General features: G+C 34.1%; 19 protein-coding genes, 6 tRNA genes and 1 pseudogene. 1 reads left to right on the top strand and 25 read right to left on the bottom strand.

Features of this window, described 5'->3' with window-relative positions; translation table 11 throughout:
• Positions 1-96: 96 nt before the first annotated feature.
• The 25 genes and pseudogenes from feoB to CVIC12175_RS02250 form a co-directional block, all read right to left on the bottom strand.
• Positions 97-2,208: a ferrous iron transport protein B gene (gene feoB / locus CVIC12175_RS02370; protein ID WP_086302476.1), complete on the bottom strand. Its 2,112-nt coding sequence runs from the start codon at positions 2,206-2,208 to the stop codon at positions 97-99.
• Positions 2,208-2,432: a FeoA family protein gene (locus CVIC12175_RS02365; protein ID WP_086248557.1), complete on the bottom strand. Its 225-nt coding sequence runs from the start codon at positions 2,430-2,432 to the stop codon at positions 2,208-2,210. Before CVIC12175_RS02365 ends, feoB begins: the two co-directional genes overlap by 1 nt.
• A gap of 323 nt (positions 2,433-2,755) precedes the next feature.
• Positions 2,756-2,832, bottom strand: a tRNA-Arg gene (locus CVIC12175_RS02360).
• Positions 2,833-2,863: 31 nt separating this feature from the next.
• Positions 2,864-4,939 (bottom strand): elongation factor G, encoded by a 2,076-nt coding sequence (fusA, locus tag CVIC12175_RS02355; protein ID WP_086302477.1) that lies wholly within the window; start codon positions 4,937-4,939, stop codon positions 2,864-2,866.
• Positions 4,940-4,951: 12 nt separating this feature from the next.
• Positions 4,952-5,422 carry a 30S ribosomal protein S7 gene (gene rpsG, locus CVIC12175_RS02350; protein ID WP_086254136.1) on the bottom strand — a complete coding sequence of 157 codons (471 nt, stop codon included), beginning with the start codon at positions 5,420-5,422 and terminating at the stop codon, positions 4,952-4,954.
• 66 nt (positions 5,423-5,488) lie between these two features.
• Positions 5,489-5,872: a 30S ribosomal protein S12 gene (gene rpsL, locus CVIC12175_RS02345; protein WP_002850111.1), complete on the bottom strand. Its 384-nt coding sequence runs from the start codon at positions 5,870-5,872 to the stop codon at positions 5,489-5,491.
• Between the two features lie 153 nt (positions 5,873-6,025).
• Positions 6,026-7,750 carry a DUF262 domain-containing protein gene (locus tag CVIC12175_RS02340; RefSeq protein ID WP_086315822.1) on the bottom strand — a complete coding sequence of 575 codons (1,725 nt, stop codon included), beginning with the start codon at positions 7,748-7,750 and terminating at the stop codon, positions 6,026-6,028.
• Positions 7,751-7,910: 160 nt separating this feature from the next.
• Positions 7,911-12,434: a DNA-directed RNA polymerase subunit beta' gene (rpoC, locus tag CVIC12175_RS02335; protein ID WP_086315821.1), complete on the bottom strand. Its 4,524-nt coding sequence runs from the start codon at positions 12,432-12,434 to the stop codon at positions 7,911-7,913.
• Positions 12,427-16,566 carry a DNA-directed RNA polymerase subunit beta gene (rpoB, locus tag CVIC12175_RS02330; RefSeq protein ID WP_086256472.1) on the bottom strand — a complete coding sequence of 1,380 codons (4,140 nt, stop codon included), beginning with the start codon at positions 16,564-16,566 and terminating at the stop codon, positions 12,427-12,429. Before rpoB ends, rpoC begins: the two co-directional genes overlap by 8 nt.
• Before the next feature lie 94 nt (positions 16,567-16,660).
• Positions 16,661-17,035, bottom strand: coding sequence for a 50S ribosomal protein L7/L12 (gene rplL / locus CVIC12175_RS02325; RefSeq protein WP_086246775.1), 375 nt, complete (start codon positions 17,033-17,035; stop codon positions 16,661-16,663).
• 29 nt (positions 17,036-17,064) lie between these two features.
• The gene (gene rplJ, locus CVIC12175_RS02320; protein WP_086246776.1) at positions 17,065-17,550 is read right to left on the bottom strand and encodes a 50S ribosomal protein L10; all 486 of its coding nucleotides are present in this window, start codon (positions 17,548-17,550) and stop codon (positions 17,065-17,067) included.
• Between the two features lie 103 nt (positions 17,551-17,653).
• Positions 17,654-18,358: a 50S ribosomal protein L1 gene (gene rplA, locus CVIC12175_RS02315; protein WP_086226553.1), complete on the bottom strand. Its 705-nt coding sequence runs from the start codon at positions 18,356-18,358 to the stop codon at positions 17,654-17,656.
• A 56-nt stretch (positions 18,359-18,414) separates the two neighbouring features.
• Positions 18,415-18,840, bottom strand: a complete 426-nt coding sequence (gene rplK / locus CVIC12175_RS02310) for a 50S ribosomal protein L11 (protein ID WP_086246778.1) — start codon at positions 18,838-18,840, stop codon at positions 18,415-18,417.
• Between the two features lie 11 nt (positions 18,841-18,851).
• Complete coding sequence (gene nusG, locus CVIC12175_RS02305; protein ID WP_086248562.1) at positions 18,852-19,382, bottom strand: transcription termination/antitermination protein NusG; 531 nt, start codon at positions 19,380-19,382, stop codon at positions 18,852-18,854.
• A gap of 9 nt (positions 19,383-19,391) precedes the next feature.
• On the bottom strand, positions 19,392-19,571 hold the full coding sequence (gene secE, locus CVIC12175_RS02300; RefSeq protein WP_086246780.1) for a preprotein translocase subunit SecE: 180 nt from the start codon (positions 19,569-19,571) through the stop codon (positions 19,392-19,394).
• 13 nt (positions 19,572-19,584) lie between these two features.
• Positions 19,585-19,660, bottom strand: a tRNA-Trp gene (locus tag CVIC12175_RS02295).
• Between the two features lie 25 nt (positions 19,661-19,685).
• Positions 19,686-19,853, bottom strand: coding sequence for a 50S ribosomal protein L33 (gene rpmG / locus CVIC12175_RS02290; protein WP_086226555.1), 168 nt, complete (start codon positions 19,851-19,853; stop codon positions 19,686-19,688).
• 49 nt (positions 19,854-19,902) lie between these two features.
• Positions 19,903-21,102, bottom strand: a complete 1,200-nt coding sequence (tuf, locus tag CVIC12175_RS02285; protein WP_086246781.1) for an elongation factor Tu — start codon at positions 21,100-21,102, stop codon at positions 19,903-19,905.
• Positions 21,103-21,175: 73 nt separating this feature from the next.
• A tRNA-Thr gene (locus CVIC12175_RS02280) sits at positions 21,176-21,250 on the bottom strand.
• A 139-nt stretch (positions 21,251-21,389) separates the two neighbouring features.
• Positions 21,390-21,466 (bottom strand) — tRNA-Gly (locus CVIC12175_RS02275).
• A gap of 9 nt (positions 21,467-21,475) precedes the next feature.
• A tRNA-Tyr gene (locus CVIC12175_RS02270) sits at positions 21,476-21,560 on the bottom strand.
• 56 nt (positions 21,561-21,616) lie between these two features.
• Positions 21,617-21,692, bottom strand: a tRNA-Thr gene (locus CVIC12175_RS02265).
• A 110-nt stretch (positions 21,693-21,802) separates the two neighbouring features.
• Positions 21,803-22,207: pseudogene (locus tag CVIC12175_RS08795) on the bottom strand (methyl-accepting chemotaxis protein); the annotation flags it as partial.
• Between the two features lie 1,530 nt (positions 22,208-23,737).
• Positions 23,738-24,226, bottom strand: coding sequence for a peptidylprolyl isomerase (locus tag CVIC12175_RS02255; RefSeq protein WP_086257087.1), 489 nt, complete (start codon positions 24,224-24,226; stop codon positions 23,738-23,740).
• 17 nt (positions 24,227-24,243) lie between these two features.
• Positions 24,244-24,951, bottom strand: coding sequence for a YebC/PmpR family DNA-binding transcriptional regulator (locus CVIC12175_RS02250; RefSeq protein WP_086257089.1), 708 nt, complete (start codon positions 24,949-24,951; stop codon positions 24,244-24,246).
• Between the two features lie 111 nt (positions 24,952-25,062).
• On the opposite strand from CVIC12175_RS02250, the gene CVIC12175_RS02245 reads away from it, so the two are divergent.
• On the top strand, positions 25,063-25,266 hold the full coding sequence (locus CVIC12175_RS02245; RefSeq protein WP_086254936.1) for a heavy metal transport/detoxification protein: 204 nt from the start codon (positions 25,063-25,065) through the stop codon (positions 25,264-25,266).
• Positions 25,267-25,271 lie beyond the last annotated feature (5 nt).

Below are 25,271 nucleotides of genomic sequence, written 5' to 3'. Positions count from 1 at the left end.
TAACTCCTTAAAAGTGGATGATTTTAACAAAACTTGTACAATAAAATATAAATATAAAATTATAAAAAATAAGCTAAATCGATACTTTGCAAAGCTCTAAATGAGCCTTGCTATATGTAACCCTATAAACGAAACCAAATAAGCAACAAATGTAGTAAAAATGAATAGATAAGTTATATATTTATATCCGCCAGCCTCTTTGCCAAAGACAATTGTAGCTGCTAAACAAGGATTATATAACATCACAAATAGCACATACGCTATAGCCACCTCAATCGGTATAGCTTCTTGAATTTTTTGTATTAATCCATCGTTATTTTCATCTACTTCGCCACCTAACGAATACAATACACCCATTGTAGATATCGCAACCTCCTTAGCTGCTAAACCACTAACAATAGAAACGCTCAATCTCCAATCAAACTCCAACGGAGCAAAAAATGGCTCTATAATCTTACCAGTCATTCCTAGATAACTATTTTCTAACAAATATTTTTCTAATTCAAATGACAATTCATCTTTTTGTTCATCACTTGTAGCAAGCTCTATCTTTTGTTCATAATCTGCTACTACATCTTTATGTAACGGAAAACTACTAGCAAACCATATAAGCACAGCTGCAGCTAGAATGAAGGTACCAGCCTTTTTAATATACATTTTAGCTTTATTATAAACCATAAACCAAACTAGCTTCCAATTAGGTATTCTATACTTTGGCATCTCCATAACAAATGGCTCATCAGGCCCTTTAAATGCTGTCATTCTAAGAATCTTAGCAGCAATAAGCCCCAAAATCGCCCCTAAAATATATATAGCAAATAGCCAGTTACCTGCTTGAGACTCTGGAGCAAACGCTCCTACAAATAGCACATAAACAGGAAGTCTAGCCCCACAACTCATAAAATTGATAATAAATAGAGTTAGTAAGCGATCTTTTTGGTTTTTAAGTGTGCGAGTAGCCATAAAAGCCGGCACCGAACAACCAAAACCAGTAACTAGCGGAATAAAGCTCTTACCATGTAAGCCAAATTTATGAAAGAATCCATCAAGCAAAAATGATACACGAGCCATATATCCAGTAGTTTCTAAAAGTGCTATTCCAAAAAATAAAATTATAATATTTGGCAAAAATAGTATAACAGCACCAACTCCACCAATAATCCCATCAGCTAGAAGCGAAGCAAGCATCTCATTGGCGATATTTTTTTTAATTACATCACCAAGCGCAGAAAATCCAGCCTCTATATAATCCATTGGTATAGACCCAAGCGTAAATGTAAGCCAAAACAACAACCACATAAAAAATAAAAATATAGGAATTCCAATATATTTATTAATTAGCACCTTATCTACAATCTTAGTATAGTTAATCTCTTTAGGCTTATTATATTTAACACTCTCAGCTATTGCACCATTTACAAAATCGCTATACTCTTGCATAAAAATTTGATTTACAGACTCTGTTTTATATTGTATGTATAAATTTTTATGACTATCGCTAATAATGCGTGAAAGCTCAGTAAAAATTGGCTTATCATGTAGGTTTTTATAAATTTCATTATCTTGTTTAAGCAAAGCAATAGCTATCTCTTCTATGCTTTGATTAAGCTTTTTTATATTTGGATCGTTTTTAGCGTTTAAAAACTCACAAACTCTTTGTATCTCATTTTCAATCGCATCGCTAAATATACGCTTATTTGGTTTATATTTAGCTTCATAAGTTTTAATAACACAATCAAGCAATTTATCTAAATTTGATTTTGTACTGGCTGAAACCAAAACACACGGCACTCCTAAAAGCTCTTCTAAAGTCTTAGCATTTATATTTATACCTTCTTTAGTAGCCTCATCACTCATATTTAGCGCCAAAATCATCTTTTTATTTTTTTCCATTATCTGTGTCGTAAGGATTAAATTACGCTCTAGATTAGTCGAATCAGCAACATTTATAATAAGGTCATAATCATTTTGCAATATATAATTCCTAGTTACTTTCTCCTCTTGAGAGTAACCATAGATGGAGTAAGTGCCAGGCAAATCAATTATATTGATAATATAATTTTTATAATTAAATTTAGCTTCCGATTTTTCAACTGTTACACCGGCAAAATTACCGACTTTTAAATGCGAGCCACTGATAGCATTAATTAAAAGCGTTTTACCAACATTAGGCTGGCCAACTAACGCTATTTTAATAATCTTTTTCATTAAATTCTCTCCACTTCAATGCTTTTAGCCTCATCAGATCTAAGCATCAAGCATACCCTATCGCACTCTATTAATATAGTAGATCCGCCAAGACTACTACAGACCTTTTTAATAATTTTTGCTTTAGATAGTCCTAAACTAAAAAGTCTCTCAAGCAATTGCTCAGTTACATTAAAATTAGAAATACGAGCAACTTTACCATTTTCTAATAGATCTAAAGTCATATAATCCTCCAAATAATGAAATCCATTATCAATTATAATCTAATAAATATTAAATTTATATTAAAATTAATTATTATTTTTAAAATATAGATATTGAATAGTTAATTTATATAATAATCAAATTTGATATAGAAAAATTTGTTATATATTAATTTAAAAAATTTTTAATAATTTTTAGTAAAACTTTAAAAGATTTATATATGCTCTAAGCTTTAAAAAGCAAATTTATCTTACAATAACTATAATCTTATTTTTAAAAATAATTAAGAAAGGAACTTGAGTAAAAGTAAATCAAGGGTATTAAGCTCAATTTTACCATTAAATGGTCTCCCCAATAGGATTCGAACCTATGGCCTCAGAATTAGGAATTCTGCGCTCTATCCTGCTGAGCTATGAGGAGCAAACTCCGCCAAAGCGGAGCTTAAAATGGATTAACCATTTCTCTTTTTGATAATCTCGTCAGATACATTTTTAGGAACTTCTTCATAATGATCAAATTCCATTGAATATGAAGCACGACCTTGAGTTTGGCTTCTTAGGTCTGTAGAGTAACCAAACATCTCAGCAAGTGGGCAGAATGCAGTAACAATCTTATTGCCACCTCTTTCATCCATTGAGTTAATTTGGCCACGGCGTCTGTTTAAGTCACCGATTACATCACCCATATACTCCTCTGGAGTCTCTACTTCAACTTTCATCATAGGCTCAAGGATAACAGCACCAGCTTTTTTTGCACCCTCTTTAAAGCCCATAGAAGCAGCAAGTTTGAATGCCATCTCAGAAGAGTCAACTTCGTGGTAACTACCATCAAATAGTGTAACTTTAACATCTTCTACTGGATAACCAGCTAAAACACCGCTTTGTAGTGCTTCGTTACAACCTTTTTCAACAGCTGGAATATACTCTTTTGGTACAACCCCACCTTTAATATCATTAACAAATTCAAATCCGCTACCTGGTTCAAGCGGCTCAAGGCGTAGATAAACATGACCATATTGACCACGACCACCTGATTGTTTAGCATATTTATACTCTTGCTCAACAGCTTTTTTAATAGTTTCGCGGTATGCAACTTGTGGTTGACCTACTTCAGCTTCAACTTTAAACTCTCTTAGCATCCTATCAACGATGATTTCAAGGTGTAATTCACCCATACCAGCGATAATTGTTTGACCACTCTCTTCATCAGTGCTAACTCTAAAGCTTGGATCTTCTTGAGCTAGCTTACCAAGAGCAATACCCATTTTTTCTTGGTCTGCTTTTGTTTTTGGCTCAACCGCAACACTGATAACTGGCTCTGGGAAATCCATTCTCTCAAGGATAACTTTATCTTTTTCACTAGCTAGCGTATCACCTGTTAAAGTATCTTTAAGACCAACTACAGCACCAATCTCACCAGCGTAAAGAACTTTAATTTCTTCACGTTTATTTGAATGCATTTTTAATAGACGGCCGATTCTTTCTTTTTTATCTTTTGTTGAGTTATAAGCATAGCTACCGCTCTCTAGTTGGCCACGATAAACTCTTACGAATGTAAGTTGTCCAACAAATGGGTCAGTCATAATCTTAAATGCAAGACCAGCGAATTCGCCATCATCTGTACTATCTACAACTACTTCAGTGCCATCTTCAAGCTCACCTCTAATAGCTTCAACTTCATCTGGAGATGGTAAGTAATCCACAACTGCATCTAGAAGTGGTTGAACACCTTTATTTTTAAATGAAGTACCACAAACCATAGGAATCATACTCATAGATAGACAACCAGCTTTGATACCTTTTTTAATCTCTTCAATAGTTAGCTCTTCGCCACCAAAGAATTTTTCCATTAGAGCATCATCAGTCTCAGCTACAGCTTCAATCATTTTATTGCGATACTCTTGTGCTTTTTCTACAAGATCAGCTGGAATATCTTTAACTACGAAATCAGTTGGTTTTGTATCATCTTCCCAAACAAGTGCTTTCATAGTAATTAGATCTACAACACCCTTAAACTCATCTTCAGCACCAATTGGAATTTGAATTGGAACTGGATTAGCTTTTAGGCGAGTTTTGATTTGCTCTTCAACATTATAGAAGTTAGCACCGATTCTATCCATTTTATTTACATAAACCATTCTTGGAACACGGTATTTATTAGCTTGTCTCCATACTGTTTCACTTTGAGGTTGAACCCCACCAACAGCACAAAATACAGCTACAGCACCATCAAGAACACGCATAGAACGCTCAACTTCGATAGTAAAATCAACGTGTCCTGGAGTGTCTATAAGGTTAATTTGGTGATTTTTCCAAAAACAAGTAGTAGCAGCAGAGGTAATAGTAATACCACGCTCTTTTTCTTGCTCCATCCAGTCCATAGTAGCAGCACCATCATGAACCTCACCAATTTTATGACTCATACCTGTAAAAAATAGAATTCTTTCACTTGTAGTTGTTTTACCAGCATCGATGTGTGCAGCGATACCGATATTTCTAACCATATTTAATGGAGTTTTTCTTGACATATTTGCTCCTTATTACCAGCGATAATGAGCAAATGCTTTATTAGCTTCTGCCATTTTATATGTATCTTCTTTCTTCTTGAATGAAGCACCTTTTGAATTTGCGGCATCTAATAATTCGCCAGCTAATTTTTCTATCATAGTTCTTTCACTTCTTTTGCGAGCAAAACTAATAATCCAGCGAATAGCTAGAGCTTGTTGGCGTGCAGCGCGAACCTCTACAGGCACTTGATATGTAGCGCCACCTACACGGCGAGATTTTACCTCCATAATAGGTTTAACATTATCAATAGCACTATTAAATACATCAATACCTTTTAATTCGCCACCTTTAGCATCGATAGCTTTTAGTGCGCCATACATAATCTCTGTAGCTACACTTTTTTTGCCATCATACATAAGTGAATTAATAAATTTAGTTATAACCTTATTGCCATAAATTGGATCAGGCATTACTTCCCTAACAGGGGCTTTTCTTCTTCTCATAACTTTCCTTCAAATTTAAATTTTACTCAAACTAAGCCATATCTAAGGGCTAGTCTGCGTCAATGATTACTTTTTAGCGTCTTTTGGGCGTTTAGCACCATATTTAGATCTAGATACTGTACGTTTTGCAACACCTGCTGTATCAAGAGCACCACGAACGATATGATACTTAACACCCGGTAAGTCTTTTACCCTACCACCACGCACTAGTACAATACTGTGTTCTTGTAGGTTGTGGCCTTCACCGCCGATATAGCTGATTACTTCAAAACCGCTTGTTAGCCTTACTTTGGCAACTTTTCTCAAAGCTGAGTTTGGTTTTTTAGGAGTTGTAGTATAAACTCTAGTACAAACACCTCTTCTTTGAGGACACTCTTTCAACGCTGGTGATTTAGATTTTACGATCACTTTTTTGCGTTCTTTTCTGACCAATTGATTAATGGTTGGCACAATCTTTCCTTTCAACTAAATTTATTAAAAAATGCCTATTTTACTCAAATTTTACTTAATTTAAGATGAAATAAAAAGTAATCAAGGCTAAAATATTAAAATAAATCTATGCTTTAGCAATTCAAAAATTTATTCAAAATTGCTAAATAATATCTATTTGTTTATAAAATTTTTTAAAGCTTGTTCTATTGCTTTATTTCTAGCTTCTATATCAGCTTTTGACCAAATTTTATCCTCTCTATTGCCAAGATCTCTTACCTCTTGCGAGTTTTGACTCTCTTTATATTTTTCTTGTTTTAAAGAAAAAAAGTTATTAGCACATTTAATATTTGTTAGTTTGTTAAGCAAAATTTTATTACCTATTTGTTCCAAATATTGCGAATGACTTGTCTCGTTCCACTCATCAAAATTCGTATTTTGCCAAGTTTTAGGTAAAATATGCTCTACTTCTAATTTATAGCTTTGTATATCACTAGAAAAATCATCATAAAGATGAGCATATAAATATAAAAGATATTTTACTTTTCTAGCGTCTGGCTTGATATTCTTATCACTACTAGAAAAATTATTTAAAAATCTCTCTGGCAAGAATTTGCTATAAGAAAAATTTATATTTTGATTTAGCTCTGCATTCATTTTAAAAACTAAATCTTTAATTTCATTTGTATTTGTTTTATTATTTAGAATTTTAACAGTCATTGCTTTTAGCAGTTCAAGAAGATAAATTTCGAATTCTTTATTAAAATTCTCATTAAATTCATCTTTTATAAAATTATTCTTGTTTCTCCAAACCAAAAAAGCTACAAAAAATCTCCACATATCATTTTGATATAAACAAAGAATTTTAAAATATCTGTAAGCTTTTTGACTTAAATATGCTTCAGGTGCTCCCCAAAAATAAACTAGAATTTCTATAAAATTCATAAGTTCTTTTATTTTTTCTTGTTCTACAAGATATTTATCTTCTGCTCCAAAATTAAACTTTTTATTTTTGTTGGTAAAGAAGTCTAAAACACTTGGAGTAGTGGTGTCTGTATAATTATGTAAAGCTCTTATTGCATGCATTGCCTGAATAAAAAGCACACTCATATCTTCTTTTGGGCTGTATTCTTCAAATTTTGAGCTAATTTCTTGCCATTTTTTAGCAAATTCTTCTTTATTTTCTATATTTTTATAAATGTAGCCCTTTATAATATCGGCATTTGAAAGTGGCATACCACGAGAATTTAGAGTATTAAAAATAGTCATTGCAGATTCTTGACTATCACAAGTTACACATAATACAAAAAATGTATCAGATAAAATAGTATCACATAAATTTGAAAACTCAGAGGCGTTTTTTAGTTTAAAATCATTTATAGCATCATGAAAAAAGATAAAATTTTTAGAATAATTAGAGTTAAAGCTTTTTAATTTTTCAATATCAATATCTTCTATTAAAATATATTCTAATACTTTTTTATCTTTGTCAGTGATAACCTGCGAACTTAAATAGGGCTCATTAAAAACAAAGCCTTCATTTCTAATCTTTTTCCAAATAAACTTACCAAAATCATCTTGAAATTCATCTTTTTTACCTTCACTTTTTAAGCTCTCAAAAAACGCTCTAAAAAGTAGCGTTAAAGTAGTGATTCTTTGCTGTCCATCTATGATCTCTAAATCACCGTTACTATTTTCAAAACTTACAATTGAGCCCAAAAAATATTCAAATTTCTTATTTTTTTTCTTTTCATAGAACGCATTTATAATATCATCCCAAAGCGTTTGACACTCATCGATTTTCCATCTATAAGGCCTTTGATACTCTGGTATAAGAAATTTTTGACTCTCTTTATCTTTAATATTTAATATAAATCTCTGTTTTGGTTCAAATCTCATTTTATCTCCTTTTTAGGTATGTATATTTTAATAAGATTTTATAATTTAGTCAATATTTTTATTTAACAATTAAATCAAATTTTATATGAGAATTTTAGCTGTTGATTTAAGTAAAATTTGGATCAATAGATCCAAATTTTACTTAATTATTAGTAGAAGATTAGTTATTATATTTAATTTTAACCTTTTTATCTTGATAAAGTCCGGTACCAACTGGAATCATACGACCTAAGATAACATTCTCTTTTAGATCTTCAAGATAATCAAATTTAGCTGCAATACTAGCTTCTGTTAAAACTTTTGTAGTCTCTTGGAATGATGCAGCAGAGATAACACTATCACTACCAATAGCTGCCCTAGTAACACCTAAAAGCACTGGTTCAGCAATTGCCGGTTCGCCACCCATTTTGATAATTCTCTCATTTTCTTCACGGAATTTACGGCGGCTAACCATATCGCCTACGATGAAATTCGTATCACCGCTATCTACAATTTTAATCTGTCTTAGCATTTGAGATACGATAATCTCGATATGCTTATCGCTAATAGCAACGCCTTGAGAGCGATAAACTTGCTGAATTTCACTAATTAAATATCCATGAAGTGCCTTTTCTCCAAGGATTCTTAATACATCATGACTACTTACTAGACCATCAGTTAATTTCTCACCAGCATGGACAAACTCACCATCACGGACTTGAATTTGTCTTGATTTATCTATTAGATACTCAGCCGTTGTGCCATCTTCGGCTACTATTACTACTCTTTCTTTAGAGCGTAAAGGCTTTTCAAATCTAATAACGCCATCAATTTCAGCAATAATTGCTGTATTTTTAGGACGGCGTGCTTCAAATAGCTCAGATACCCTTGGAAGACCTCCGGTGATATCTTTTGATTTTGCTACAGCTTTTGGTGTTTTAGCTATAGTATCAGCTCTTTGAACCGTAGCACCATCTTTGACAAATATCGCAGTTTTTGGCTCTAGTTGATAGCGAATTAATTTGCCATTATCAGTTGTAATAACAATTGTAGGTTTAACTCCACTTGGCAAGTATTCATTAATAACTAGCCTACTCTCACCTGTAGCTTCATCATACTGCTCAGTTACACTATATCCTGGTTCAATATCCTCATATGCTACCACGCCAGCTTCTTCAGCGATTACTGGATTTGAGTATGGATCCCACTCAGCTATAACTAGTTTAGAGTCAGCTTGTGGTTTAGCTAAGATATCAGTAGCTACTACATCAGAGCTATCATCAAATTCAATTATACTATTGCGTGGGATATAATGACGCACTGCCTCTCTATCTTCTTCATCTGCAACTACAACAAACAAGCCTTTTTCTGTTACTATATCTCCTTTTTTAATCTCTCTAATTCTCTCTAGATAATCACCTTTTAAGATATAGTATTTTAGTACACCATGCGCACTAGCTACAATCTCTTGAGTTACTGGATCGCCATCAGCTACCTTAACTTCACTTGCAAATGGAATACGATTTGGGATATTCCATCCATCTTTGATCATCTCTACGATACTTTCATTCTCTTTTACTTCATCGCCTTTTGAGTAAGGAATATAGAATTTACCATCTATTTTACCACTTACACCAGCTAGCTCGTTTGGTTTGGCTAGGTCGTGCTTTCTTAAGACATATTTAACTTCGTCTTTTTTGCCTTTTACGATAATATTTACATCCTCATGAGCTATCTCAATATCGATAATACCATCAAATGGAGCTTTTATTTTAGGCTCTACAAGCAAGATAGCAGCATTACGTCTATTAATTACAATAGACTTGCCATTATTCTCATAAGTTTTTAGATTATAATATCTAATAAAGCCCTCTTTTTGTGCTACGATTTGTCTATCTTGTTGTTCAGTAGATGCCGTACCACCGATGTGGAAGGTTCTTAGTGTTAGCTGAGTTCCTGGCTCACCGATTGATTGAGCTGAGATAATACCTACAGCCTCACCTGGCTTAACTAATTTACCCTCACCAAGGTTAATACCATAACACTTCGCACATACGCCTTTTGGTGCTTTACATGTGATTGGAGTTCTAATGCTAATTGATTTTATACCAGCTTCGATAATTACTCTAGCCTTAGCTTCATCGATTAATGTGCCTTCTGTGTATAAAATTTCATTAGTAATAGGATCGATAACATCATCGCTTAATACCCTACCTAGAACTCTCTCTTCTAAACTCTCAATTAACTCGCCACTCTCAGTGATTTCAGTAATTTCAACACCTTCGTGAGTGCCACAATCATCCATTGTAATCTTAACATTTTGAGCTACATCAATTAATTTTCTTGTTAGATATCCGGCATTTGCTGTCTTAAGTGCGGTATCAGCTAGACCTTTTCTAGCACCGTGAGTTGAGATAAAGTACTCAAGAACATTTAGCCCCTCACGGAAATTTGAAGTAATTGGAGTCTCAATAATACTACCATCAGGTTTAGCCATTAGACCCCTCATACCAGCAAGCTGTCTAATCTGAGCCGCACTACCCCTAGCACCACTATCTGCCATCATATAGATAGAGTTAAATCCACTCTTATCATTTTTGATAAGCTTCATCATATCGCTTGCTACTTTGTTATTTGTATCTGTCCAGATATCAACAATTTTATTATATCTTTCAGAATCAGTTAGTAAGCCTGAGCCATATTGATTTTGAATTTCACGAACTTTTTTCTTAGCTTCATCTACATATGAATATTTACTTTCAGATATGATGATATCAGCTATTGAGATACTTACACCAGCTTTTGTAGCATATCTAAAGCCTAAATTTTTAAGCTTATCTAAAAATCCAGCAGTTGATTCTAAACCACCATTTTTATAGACATAATCAACTAAATTTGCTATATCTTTTTTCTTCATTACCTTGTTCCACATACTTTCTGGAACTGAATTTTCGCCAAGGTCAGGTAAAATTGATTTAATAATCAACCTTCCAGCTGTTGTAAATACAGTTCTACCATCAACCATTGTCTTAATCTTAGCATGAAGATCAAGGAAATGAGTCTCAACAGCAATCATTACTTCATCAACACTAGCAAAAATTTTATTTGAACCAATTACATCTACTTTTTCAAGGCTTAGATAATATATACCAAGAACCATATCTTGCGATGGAACTGTAACAGCCTTACCGCTTGCAGGAAGCAAGATATTCATAGAGCTAAGCATTAAAATTTTACACTCAGCAATAGCCTCTTGAGATAGTGGCACATGCACAGCCATTTGGTCGCCGTCAAAGTCAGCGTTAAAAGCTGAACAAACAAGTGGGTGAAGCTGAATAGCCTTACCTTCTATTAGCACAGGATGGAATGCTTGAATAGACATTTTATGTAGAGTTGGCGCCCTATTTAGTAGTACTGGATGATCAGCAACAACCTCTTCAAGGCACTCCCAAACTTCATTTGTCTTATCTTCTATCATCTTTTTAGCTAATTTAACATTTGTCGCATAGCCTTTTTCTTCAAGACGAGCTAAAAGATGTGGCTTAAATAGCTCTAAAGCCATCTTCTTAGGTAAGCCGCACTGATCCATTCTAAGTCTAGGACCAACTACGATAACGCTACGACCTGAGAAGTCAACTCTTTTACCAAGTAGGTTTTGTCTAAAGCGTCCTTGCTTACCTTTAATAATTTCGCTTAGAGATTTTAGAGGGCGTTTATTTGCTCCTTTTACAGCATTTGCGCGTCTACCATTATCAAATAGAGCATCAACTGATTCTTGCAGCATTCTCTTTTCATTGCGGATAATAATCTCAGGAGCATCAAGTTCCATAAGGCGTTTTAGCCTTGCATTACGATTGATAACTCTTCTATATAGATCATTTACATCACTAACTGCGAATTTACCACCATCTAGGCTTACTAATGGGCGAAGATCTGGCGGAAGCACAGGTAGATTTGTAATCATCATCCACTCTGGGCGATTGCCTGAATTTAAGAAACTTTCAACTACTTTTAATCTTTTTACAATGCTTTTTTTCTTAGCTTCGCTATTTGTGCTTCCAATCTCTATTTTTAACTGCTCTAAGATGCTAACAAGATCTAAATTTTCAAGCATGTCACGGATTACTTCACCACCCATTCTAGCACTAAATCCACTATCAGCAAATCTTTGTTCTAAAAGTATATATTGCTCTTCATTTAAAACATCATATAGCTCTACTTTTTTGCTATTTTCGTTATCATAGTATGCTTCACCTGGATTTTCTACTATATATGCTTCATAGTATAATACACGCTCTAAGTCTTTCATTTTAATACCAAGAAGCGTACCTATACGACTAGGAAGTGAATTTACATACCAAATATGTGCTACTGGAGTAACTAGCTCGATGTGTGCCATTCTAGAACGGCGAACCTTAGAGCTTGTAACTTCAACTCCACATTTTTCACATTTGATACCCTTATAGCGCATCTTTTTATATTTGCCACATAAGCACTCATAATCCCTAATAGGCCCAAATATTTTAGCACAAAATAAGCCATCTCTTTCTGGTTTTAGAGTTCTATAGTTGATGGTTTCAGGCTTTTTAACTTCGCCATAACTCCATGCTTTTATACGTTCAGGACTTGCTAATCTTAATTTAAATGCTTCAAAATCCCTTGGTTTTGCATCTTCTTTAATCTCTATAGGTTTTAACTCACTCATTATTATCATCCTCATCGTAAATCTCAACATCTAGTGCTAGAGATTTTAGCTCGTTTGTTAAAACAAAAAATGTCTCTGGAATACCAGTACTTGGGACATTTTCACCTCTAGTTAATGCTTTATAAGCTAGCCATCTTCCTTCAACATCATCAGATTTTACAGTTAGCATCTCGCGAAGTGTATGGGCAGCACCATAAGCTTCTAAAGCCCAAACCTCCATCTCACCAAATCTTTGACCACCGCTTAATGCTTTACCACCAACTGGTTGTTGTGTTACTAGACTATATGGACCAGTGCTTCTAGCATGAACTTTTTCATCAACTAAGTGGTGAAGTTTTAACATATACATACAACCGACATTGACGCGTTCAGCCATTTTTGATCCGGTGCGGCCATCATATAGCTCAGTTTTGCCATCCATATCAATCTTAGCCATTTCAAATAGCTTATTAAACTCTTCAGGCTTAACACCTTCAAATATAGGAGTAGCAAATCTTACACCGCTTGCCCAATCCCTTGCATATTCTATTAACTTCTCATCATCAATTTTTTCTAAGATCGCTTTAGCGTCCATCAATCTTGATACATCAGCTATCTCAATCATTTTAGCTCTTAATTCTGTTATCCACTCTTTTGATTTTCTATCAAAAATCTCTTGAATTTGCTCACCAAGCTTCATACCTACAAGACCTAAGTGGCTTTCTAAAATTTGACCAATATTCATACGACTAGGAACACCTAGTGGATTTAAAACAATATCTACTGATCTACCATCTGGAAGATATGGCATATCTACATCTGGAACGATATTTGATACAATACCTTTATTACCATGGCGACCAGCCATTTTATCTCCAACTTTTAGCTTACGCTTAGTAGCTACATAAACTTTTACAAGTTTGACTACTCCGCTTGGTAAAATATCATCTTTTTCTAAAATTTCAAGCTTAGCATCATGCTCATCTTTTAATTTTTTCTTCTCATTTTGGAAGTAAGCTTTCATATCTTCATAGCTTTTTTGTACATCTTTACTAAAGCTTTTTACATATGAATTTAGAGTAAATCTATTTATATTAGCAAGATACTCTTTTTGTATCTTTTGGCCTTTTACATATATAGTTTTACCAACTTCTAAATCGCTTTGGAGTTCGTTATTAGCTAATAAAGCAGTTACTCTTAACATCTCTTCTCGGTCAAGCATTAAAAGTCTATCGTGATGCTCTTTTTCTAAGATATTTTTCTCATCTTCATAGGCTTTAAATGATCTTGAGTCTTTTTCATAGCCTTTTTTAGTAAAGATTTTAACATCAATTACCACGCCTTCCATGCTTGCTGGAGCGTATAGGGATTTATTTACTACATGGCCAGCCTTTTCGCCAAAGATTGCTCTTAGAAGTCTCTCTTCTGGAGTTGGCTTAACTTCACCTTTTGGAGATACTTTACCTACTAAAATCATACCAGGCTTAATATGAGTACCGATTCTTACAATACCGCTTTCATCTAGATGCTCGATCTCCTCTTCTTTCATATTAGGAATATCTCTAGTGATCTCTTCTACGCCATCTTTTAGCTCTCTAGCTTCAATCTCTTTTTCATAGATATGAACACTAGTAAATGCATCTGTGCGAATCATTCTCTCGCTCATTACAATAGCATCTTCATAGTTATATCCATTCCACGGCATAAAGGCAATTAAGGCATTTTTACCAATTGCTAGTTCACCTTGATCCATACTAGAACCATCAGCGATTATCTGACCAGCTTCTACTTTTTGTCCTTTTTTTACAATTGGGTGTTGGCTAAATGTCGTATTTTGGTTGGTACGCATATTTTTTTCCATTGTATATTGATCAATATATGGACCATTTTCATCTTCGCCTAGAATAAATATATTTTTATTATCAACTTTTTCTATTACACCGCCACGTCTTGCTTTAATAGCTTCCCAAGCATCACGCGCTACAATAGCTTCCATGCCTGTACCTACAATAGGTGCAGTTGATTTTAAAAGGGGCACAGCTTGGCGTTGCATATTTGAACCCATAAGTGCACGGTTAGCATCATCGTGTTCAAGGAATGGAATCAATGAAGCAGCTACCCCCATAACCATACCACTACAAAGGTCAATTAGTGTTACATCATCTCTTTTTGCAAGGATCATTTCACCATCTTGGCGCACCTCTATTAAATCCTCGCTAATCATACCATTCTCATCTAAGATTGTAGATGCTGGAGCGATAATATGACCCTCTTCTTGAGTTGCTGTAAGATAGACAATTTCATTTGTTACTCTACCATTTTCTACTTTACGATATGGAGATTCAACAAAGCCTAAATCATTTACTTTAGCATATGTAGAAAGGGTATTAATAAGACCGATATTTTGACCCTCTGGCGTCTCAACTGGACATATTCTACCATAATGAGTAGGATGAACATCACGAACCTCAAAACCAGCTCTTTCTTTAACTAAACCGCCTTCACCAAGGGCTGATAATCTACGCTTATGAGTAACTTCGCTAAGTGGATTAGTTTGATCCATAAATTGACTTAACTGACCACCGGTAAAAAATTCCATAATAGTAGTAGTGATCATTTTAGGATTTACAAGATCATATGGCATAATCTCATCAATATTATTGCTTAGGCTTGTAAATTTATCTCTAATAGCCTTTTGCATTTTTACAAATCCTAAATGAAGCTCATTAGCTAAAAGCTCGCCAATAGAGCGAATACGGCGATTACCTAAGTGATCTCTATCGTCTATATGGCCTTGACCATTTTTAACTTTTATTAGATATTTAGCAGTTTTTATGATATCTTCATTTGTTAATACTGTAACATAATCAGGCGCATTTAATCCAAGCTTGTGATTCATCTTCATACGACCAACTTTAGTTAGGTCATATCTTTCTGGATTAAAGAATAGATCATTAACAAAACTTCTAGCAGCCTCTTTAACTACAGGCTCGCCTGGACGCATAACTTTATAAATTCTAATTGCGGCTAGATCATTTTCATCTTCTACGCCTTCTGTTTGTTTAAGAAGTTTAAGAGTCTCATAATCTTGCAAGAATGAGTTAATAATAGCATCATCAACTCCATTTGCTAGGTCATTTGCAATCTCAATGCTATCTTGTTCATTTGCAATTCTAGCAATCTTACTCTCATCAAGTTGAGTAAGAGTATCATATAAAACCTCACCACTATCTTTATCAATAATTGGGCTAGCTAGATATCTATTTACTAGTATTTCAAGCGGATATTCAATAAATTTAACACCATCTTCTATAAGCTTATCAGCCTTTTTCTTAGTAAGTCTTTTTCCAGCTTGATGTAAGATATTACCCTCTTCATCTTTAATATCATAATCAACTCTACCAGTAAAATCATCTGGATTAAACTCTACTAAGAATTTATTATTTTGAATTTTTAAAGTTTGCATAGGATAAAACAATTTAACAATATCTTGTTTTTTGTATCCTAATGCTCTAAATAAAATAGTAATAGGAACTTTACGGCGTTTATTAATACGCACATATAATACATCTTTAGTATCATATTCAAAATACAACCAAGAGCCACGATCAGGAATAATCTGAGCAGTATAGATAAGTTTATTTACAACTGTAGGACTCTCTTCTTCTTTAAATATAACACCTGGGCTTCTGTGTAGTTGATTAACAACAACTCTCTCAACACCATTAATAATAAATGAAATTCTATCAGTCATTAAAGGAATTTCACGAACAAATATCTCTTGTTCTTTGATATCCTTTACTCCGATTTTCTCACCTGTTTTTTCATCTCTATCGTGAACTATTAATCTAATTTTTATTTTTAAATTTACAGAGTATGTAAGACCTCTTTCCATACACTCTCTAATTGTATATCTAGGCTTACCGATTTCACTACTGACATATTCAAGCGAAAGTCTATTTTGCGGATCGTGAATAGGAAAAATAGATTTAAATACTTTTTCGATTCCGCTTTCAGTTTGTGAATTATCAAGATTTAAAAAATGATCAAAACTCTTTTTTTGTAATTGTAATAAATTTGGAACATCAATCTCTTTAGCGACATTAGAAAAATCTACCCTAAGACGATTTCCAGAATAAAGGCTATTTAGCATTTTACTACCTCTATAGAATAGTTAATTGAAAGAACGTCGTAAAAACGACAATGGAGTTGGAAGCGAGAAAATCTCGCTCCTACAAAATTGTAAATTATTTAAGTTCGACTTTAGCGCCAGCTTCTTCAAGTTGTTTTTTAGCTGCTTCAGCTTCTTCTTTACTCGCACCTTCTTTAAGAACTGATGGAGTACCTTCAACAGCATCTTTAGCCTCTTTAAGACCAAGACCAGTTAAAGCACGAACAACTTTAATTACTTCGATTTTTTTAGCACCGCTATCAACTAAAACGATATTGAAATCTGTTTTTTCTTCAGCAGCGTCAGCAGCTCCACCAGCTACAGCACCAGCTACCATTACTGGAGCAGCACTTACGCCAAATTTTTCTTCAAATTCTTTTACTAATTCGCTTAGTTCAAGAACTGATAAATTTGAGATAAACTCTAATACATCTTCTTTAGTTATTGCCATTTTAATTCTCCTAAATTTTATTTTTTAAATTAAGCAGATTGCTCTTTTTTTTCTTTAAGCGCATTTAAACCAATAGTGAAATTTTGAATTGGTGCATTCCAAACTTGTAGCAACATAGCAATAAGTTCGTCGCGAGATGGCATTTTTGACAATGCAACAACTTTAGACACAGAAGCAACTTCACCATCGATATAAGCTGTTTTGATTTTAAATAGATCTTTATTAGCTTCTTCAAATTTAGCTACAACTTTAGTAACTGCTAGTTGATCTTCGCCCCATACAAAAATATTTGTATCTTTAAGCTCCATACCATCTTTAGAACAATTAGCTAAAGCGATCTTTGCAAGTGTATTTTTAATAACTTGAACTTTTACATTTTGCTCTTTAGCAGCAATTCTTAATGCTTCAAGTTTTTTAACACTTAAGCCTCTATAGTCACATACAACTATAGCTTCGCTAGCTTTAAATTCAGCCTCAAGGTTTGAAATAATTTCAGCTTTTTCGTTTCTAGTCACTTTCATTCTCCTTTCCGACCGGTGATTTCAAGCAGAGAGAGCGAGAACATCGCTCAATTAAGCTTACGCCTCGGCTATCTCCAATCTAAGATAAAAATATTAATTATTTAAGATCCATAAGCTCTTGAGTTTCAAGAGATATAGATGGACTCATTGTTAAAGATAGTGCTGCAGATTTAATATATTTACCTTTTGCAGCTGCAGGTTTATGTTTATTTATCATCTTAATAAAGGCAGAGATATTATCATTTAACTGCTCTTTTGTAAAGCTAACTTTACCTAGACCAGCATGAATATTTCCTTGTTTATCAACACGGAAGTTAACTTGACCACCTTTAGCATTTTTAACAGCCTGAGCAACATCCATAGTTACTGTACCAGTTTTAGGATTTGGCATTAAGCCTTTTGGTCCTAGAAGACGACCAATTTTACCAACTAAGCCCATCAAATTTGGAGTAGCAATAAGCACATCAAAATTGATAACTCCCTTAGCAATTTCATCAACGAAATCCTCAGCACCAACTATATCAGCACCAGCTGCTTTAGCTTCATCAGCCTTAGCATCTTTAGCTATTACAGCTACTCTAACAGTTTTGCCAGTACCAGCAGGTAAAACTACTGAACCACGCACCATCTGATCAGCATGTCTAGGATCGACATTTAATTTAAGTGCAATCTCAACTGTTTCATCAAATTTCGCTGAAGCTAGTGTTTTAACTGTAGATACAGCTTCATCTAAATTATAAATTTTATTTGAATCTACTTTTTTAAGTAGTTCTGCAAATCTCTTTGTAGTTTTTTTTGACATTAATTTCTCCGCATTTTTAAAGTGCTACCACTAATTTTAAATCCTAGTGGTAAGGATTACTCAACTATGGTTATACCCATAGAACGAGCTGAACCAGCTATAATTTTAGCAGCTTGTTCTCTATCTTTTGTATTCATATCAACTATTTTTTTATCTACAATCTCAAGAATTTGAGCTTTTGTAAGTTGACCAACTTTATTTTTAAGCGGATTATCCGCACCTTTAGTGATACCAGCAGCTTTTTTAATTAAGTCGGTTGCTGGTGGTTGTTTTGTAATAAATGTAAAGCTTTTATCAGCATAAACAGTAATAACAACTGGAATATTATAACCAGCCATATCTTTTGTTCTTTCATTAAATGCTTTACAAAATTCCATAATATTAACACCTTGTTGACCTAAAGCAGGACCAACTGGTGGACTTGGATTTGCTTTTGTAGCTGCAATTTGCAGTTTAATTTCGCCTACAACTTTTTTAGCCATAAACTATCTCCTTAGACTATCTTTTCAACTTGTGAATACATAATTTCAACAGGCGTACTTCTACCAAATATAGATACATTTAAGCGAAGTTTACCATGAACCATATCATACTCTTCTACTGTTGCATTAAAGTTTGCAAATGGACCTTCAGTAACACGAACAACCTCGCCAGCCTCAAATGAAATTTTTGGCTTAGGAGCTGCTCTTTTATTAACCTTTTCCAAAATAAGATTTATATCTTTATCGCTTAAAGGTGTTGGTTTCTTTGCTTCACCAATAAATCTGCCAACTTTAGGAAGAGACTGAATTTTGTGCCAAAGTGCAGTATCAAGATCTAAATGTGCAAAAGCATAACCAGGATAAAGACTTCTCTCGTTTATTTTTTGCTTTCCATTTTTAATCTCAATAACATCTTCAGTAGGAACAATAACTTCTAAAAGTTGCTCCTCAATGCCATGATCTTTTACTAAGTTTTCAATGGCTCTTTTGACACTCATCTCACTACCTGCATAAGTTTGAATAGCATACCATTTATGTGCCATAGTAGATCCTTATACAAGCTTAGAAACAGAAAAAGACATAATTAAATCAACCAAAGCTAAAAATAATGAAACCACAGTAACAACAGCAAAAACTGTTATAAATGCATTTCTTATCTGCTCTTTGGTAGGAAATATAACTTTACCTATCTCTGTACGTGATAATTTTAAATAACTTATAAACTTTTCCATATCTAACCTTTTGTGGCAGGGCAGGAGGGATTCGAACCCCCAACCATCGGATTTGGAATCCGGCGCTCTACCGTTGGAGCTACTGCCCTATATAGATACAGCTAAGAAGTTAGCTTATTTTAGCTTAACTTCTTTATGAACTGTATGTTTTTTTAATCTTGGACAATATTTTTTAAGCTCTAGCTTTTCAGTTTTTGTTTTGCTATTTTTGGTTGTTGTGTAATTAATATCATTGCATTCAGAACACTTTAAACCAATTTTAACTCTATTTGCACTTGCCATATTTTTTCCTTAAAAAGGGTGCAAATTAAATTCGCACCCATAAGTTAAATTACTTAATAATTTTAGACACAACGCCAGAACCAACAGTTCTACCACCCTCACGGATAGCAAATCTTGTACCTTCTTCTAGCGCAACTGGAGCGATAAGCTCAACAGTTATTTTAAGGTTATCACCAGGCATAACCATCTCTGTACCTTCTGGTAGAGTGATTGAACCAGTAACATCTGTTGTTCTTACATAGAATTGTGGTCTATAGTTATTAAAGAATGGAGTATGGCGACCACCCTCTTCTTTAGTTAAAATATACACTTCACCTTCAAATTGTGTATGTGGAGTGATTGATTTTGGCTTACATAGAACCATACCTCTTTCAACATCCTCTTTTTTAGTACCACGTAGTAAAACACCAACGTTATCACCAGCTTCACCTTGATCCATCTCTTTTCTAAACATTTCAACGCCAGTAACTGTTGTAGTTTGAGTATCGCGGATACCAACGATTTCTATAGTATCACCAACTTTAACAAGACCTTTTTCAATTCTACCAGTAACAACTGTACCACGACCAGAAATTGAGAATACATCTTCAATTGGCATTAGGAAATCTTTATCAGTTGCACGAGCTGGAGTTGGGATATAGCTATCAACTGCATCCATAAGAGCCATAATTTTAGCTGACCATTCACCATCTGTACCAGCTTTAGCTTCTTCAAGCGCTTGAAGAGCAGAACCGCTAACGATTGGAGTGTCATCACCTGGGAAATCATACTCGCTTAGAAGTTCGCGAATTTCCATTTCAACTAGCTCTAGAAGTTCAGCATCATCAACCATATCAGCTTTGTTCATGAAAACTACGATATATGGAACACCAACTTGGCGAGATAGTAGGATATGCTCACGAGTTTGTGGCATTGGGCCATCAGCTGCAGATACAACTAATATAGCACCGTCCATTTGTGCAGCACCAGTAATCATATTTTTAACATAGTCAGCGTGGCCTGGGCAGTCAACGTGTGCATAGTGGCGATTAGTTGTTTCATACTCAATGTGAGAAGTAGCAATAGTAATACCTCTCTCTTTTTCTTCAGGAGCATTATCGATATTATCATAATCTTTAAGCTCTGCAAGACCTTTTCTTGATAGAACAGCAGAAATAGCAGCTGTTAATGTAGTTTTACCATGGTCAACGTGACCGATAGTACCAATATTTACGTGTGGCTTATTTCTTGAAAACTTCTCTTTAGCCATTGTATCCTCCGTTATTAAATTCAACTTTTATACTTAAAGTTTGTATCTTTTGTATTTCTTATTTTAACTTTTATGGAGCTCATAGCGGGACTTGAACCCGCGACCTCTTCCTTACCAAGGAAGTGCTCTACCTCTGAGCCATATGAGCGTTTCTAAAATATGGAAACTGCAATTTGGCAAAACAGAGTTATACTAAATTAATACAAACACCAAAAACTAAAAATGACTAAGAATAACTGCAGAATAGAATATAAATTCAAAAAAGACAGCTCCCAGTCAAATCCAAATGGAGCGGGAAACGGGACTCGAACCCGCGACCCTCAGCTTGGAAGGCTGATGCTCTAGCCAACTGAGCTACTCCCGCGTATAGCAATGGTGGTGAGACGTGGATTCGAACCACGGAAGACATAGTCAGCAGATTTACAGTCTGCCCTCGTTGGCCACTTGAGTATCTCACCCTAAATAAAAGAAAAATGATTGCTATATGTATCTGGTCAAACACTGTAAAGATAAATGGAGCTGGTGAACGGAATCGAACCGCCGACCTACTGCTTACAAGGCAGTTGCTCTACCGGCTGAGCTACACCAGCACCTTTAACTTGTGAGCTGGAATTATAGCTAATTTTATTTGATTTGTCAAGAGTTTTTAGAAAAAAATTAAAAATTTCGCCAACTATAAAATAGTTGGCGAAATTTGAAGTTAGAATTTATTTTTATTTATATTAGCAAGCATCTCTTTACTCATTCCTTCAACATCATTTGAGATACCAGCTATTTTAGTTGTTTCTTTATAATTGCGCTCTGTGCCACTCTCTATAGCGCTCATTGCTTCATTAATTTGATTAATTGCTGCAGTTTGTTCATGAATGCTAGCGCTCATATCGGTTATGCTTTGAGTTAAAATATTTACATTGGCTTCAATTTCAGTTAGAGATTTACCTGTCTTTTCAGCCAAAGTACGAACCTCATCAGCTACAACTGAAAATCCTCTACCATGCTCACCAGCACGAGCAGCTTCTATAGCAGCATTTAAAGCAAGTAGATTGGTCTGTTCTGCTATATCTTTAATTATAGTAATAATATTTTTAATATCATCGCTTTGTTTAATAACTTCATCGGCTCTTTCATTTATAGAGTTCATTGAGCTGCTTAGCTCCTCTACAGCTGCTGCACTCTCTTGTAGCGAAGTAGCTTGTAGTTTTGATGATTCATTTAATTTATTAATACCGTCTTTCATATCATTTGATGCTTCGTATAGAGTTTGGCTAGATTTTTGTGATAGGCGTAGCATCGCTACAGTAGTATCACCTAACTCATTTACACCATCAGCCATTTTAAGTAAATAGTGTTTTAAATTTTCATTTGAAACTCTTTGAGTATAATCATGTTCTGAGTATTTACCTATAATTTTTACTATCTCATTGATATTTTTCTCAAGAGCTAAAGCCATATTATTTAGAGTTTCTTGAAGTTGCATCATTGCTGGAGAGTCGCAATTGCTATTTAAACGCACATTAAAACTACCTTGAGATAGCTCTTTTAGAGTTTTTACTGTTTCATTAATAAATTTACGCTCAGAGCCAATTTGTGTGCGTAAGTTTAGGATATTTTGGTTAATCATCTTAGCTATTACACCAAATTCATCTTTTGAGTTAATGTCTATAGTTTTGCAATCATCTTTTTCATGTCCAAGGAAAGCAAAAAATCCTCTAAGACCATCACTAACTGGCTCAATTTGCGAAATTTTTCTACGAAGCATAATAGAGCCTACAACTATAACTATAATATTGATAACAAACAAACCTAAAACTGTATTAAAATATAGAGTAGTTTTATCAATTTTAGATTGAACCTCATCAGCAGTTCTTTTTTTAAGCATCACAAAGAACTTATCAATAGGTTCCATAATTTTAGCTTTTTCTGTATGATACTCTTTAGAGTGAGTAAGATTGATGGCTAAAATAGCATCTGGTTGGCCAATTACGCTATATCTGCCATTTTCATCCATAAACCTACCTGCTACAGCATTCATAGCCCTAGTTTCTATATCTACAAGATGATTTGAACGAGCTTCTGACTCTTTTAACATATCAAACTCAGCCTTAGTAAAACCAAGCTCTTCCATCTTTTTAGTAAGAGCAATTGTCTCATTACTATCTGGACGAGGTTTTTGATTATTTACTGCGACAAAATCCCAATAAATTCTTTCATAATCCATAGGTCTTGGCGCCTTACCATTTCTAATATCTAATATAGCGTTATATTGATCAACATAACGGCTATCGCCTGTAACGCTGTATGTACGCGCAAGTCTAGTTAAATCATCAGAACTTTGACGAAGCTCATCAGCTAACATATATGACTGATATCTTTTCTCAGATGCTTCTATAAGCTCATCTTGTACGCTAATTACCCCTAATAGGGCCACCAAATTTAAAATGACTACTGTAATAATTACACCAAAAATAGCATAAAACAAAGTAGTAAATTTCATATGTATCCTTAATGAAAAAAATTAGATTTTAAATATAATACCAATATTGCAGTTAAATTTGACTTAAGTATTGTAAATATATTAAAAGTAGTTTAAATTAAATTCAGATTACCGGCAAAGGGAATCTGAATTATTAAAAAATTATAGGCTCTCTTTAATCTCAATTGTAGTGATTTTATCACCTTGTCTAATAGAATCAAGCACTGCCTTGCTCTCATCATTGATTAATTCGCCAAAGACGGTATGCACGCCATTTAGATGCGGCTGAGCGCTATGACAAACAAAAAACTGACTACCGCCAGTATCCCTGCCGGCGTGAGCCATACTTAGACTACCTCTATTGTGTTTGCGTTTTTGTCCTACGCATTCGCATTTAATTCTCCAGCCTGGACCGCCAATCCCACTACCATATGGGCAACCACCTTGAATAACAAAATTTGGAATTACTCTATGAAAATTTAATCCATCATAAAATCCAGATTTTGCTAAATTTGCAAAATTAGCCACAGTTTGCGGTGTCTCTTGTGGGTATAATTCAGCTATCATATCACCTTTATCTGTTTTTATAACTGCAAATTTAAATTTAGCTAACTCATTAACATCTATCTCATATACTTTTAACTCTTCCATTTTTATCCTTTATCTAATTATTCTATATTTGTATATACAGCTTGTACATCATCATCATCATCAAGCTTGTCTAAAAGCTTTTCTATCTCGCCAAGCTGTTCATCGCTTAGAGTAATTGTCGAGTTTGGAATATATTGCAAACTACCTTTTTTTAATGTTAGATTACACTTTTCAATCCCATCACTAAGCGTACCAAAACTTGTATAATCTCCATATATCATCAAGCTATCTTCACTCTGTTCTAATAGTTCAAGACCATAATCAATAAGATCTAATTCAAGCTCTTCAAGATCGCCAGCTGGTATCTCAACTTCAAAAACTGCCTTACGGCTAAACATAAAGCTAAGGCTTCCGCTTGGTAATATTTCACCACCATTTTTATTAAATATAGCCTTAACATTTGCTACTGTTCTAGTGGCATTATCGGTCGCAGTTTCTACAATGATTTGCACACCATGAGCTGCTTTGCCATCGTAAAATATAGTTTTAATATCGCTGCTATCTTTTCCACTTGCTCTTTTGATTGCTGCATCAATATTATCTTTTGGCATATTTTGAGCTTTTGCTGTAGCTATTGCTGAGCGAAGTTTTGGGTTCATATCTGGATCACTTCCACCCTCTTTGGCTGCAACTGTAATAGCTTTGGCTAACTTTGGAAATAGCTTACTCATCTTATCCCATCTAGCCTCTTTACTAGCTCTTCTATACTCAAATGCTCTTCCCATTTTTGTCCTTTTGGATTTTATAAAGCGTAAATTATAGCAAAAAATCGTTAAATATTAATTAGCTATATAATTATATAATTTTTGAAATTCAAAATCAAAATAGGAAAAATTATGAAATTAGAAGTTAAAAATATTAATTGTCAAAGCTGTGTTAATTTGATAAAAAACTCTCTTGAAGATGAATTTGGCACTATTATCATTGATTTAACAAGTGAGCCAAAAATTCTTACTATAGATATAAATAGTGATGAGATTAAGGCTAAATTTATAGATGAGCTAAATGAGCTTGGCTTTGAAGTTATTAAAGAAATTTAGGAATT

The organism is Campylobacter vicugnae (assembly GCF_002139875.1).
Classification (GTDB): Bacteria; Campylobacterota; Campylobacteria; order Campylobacterales; family Campylobacteraceae; genus Campylobacter; species Campylobacter vicugnae.
The sequence above is the reverse complement of the archived record's forward strand: the minus strand, read 5'-3'. Positions and strand labels throughout refer to the sequence as shown.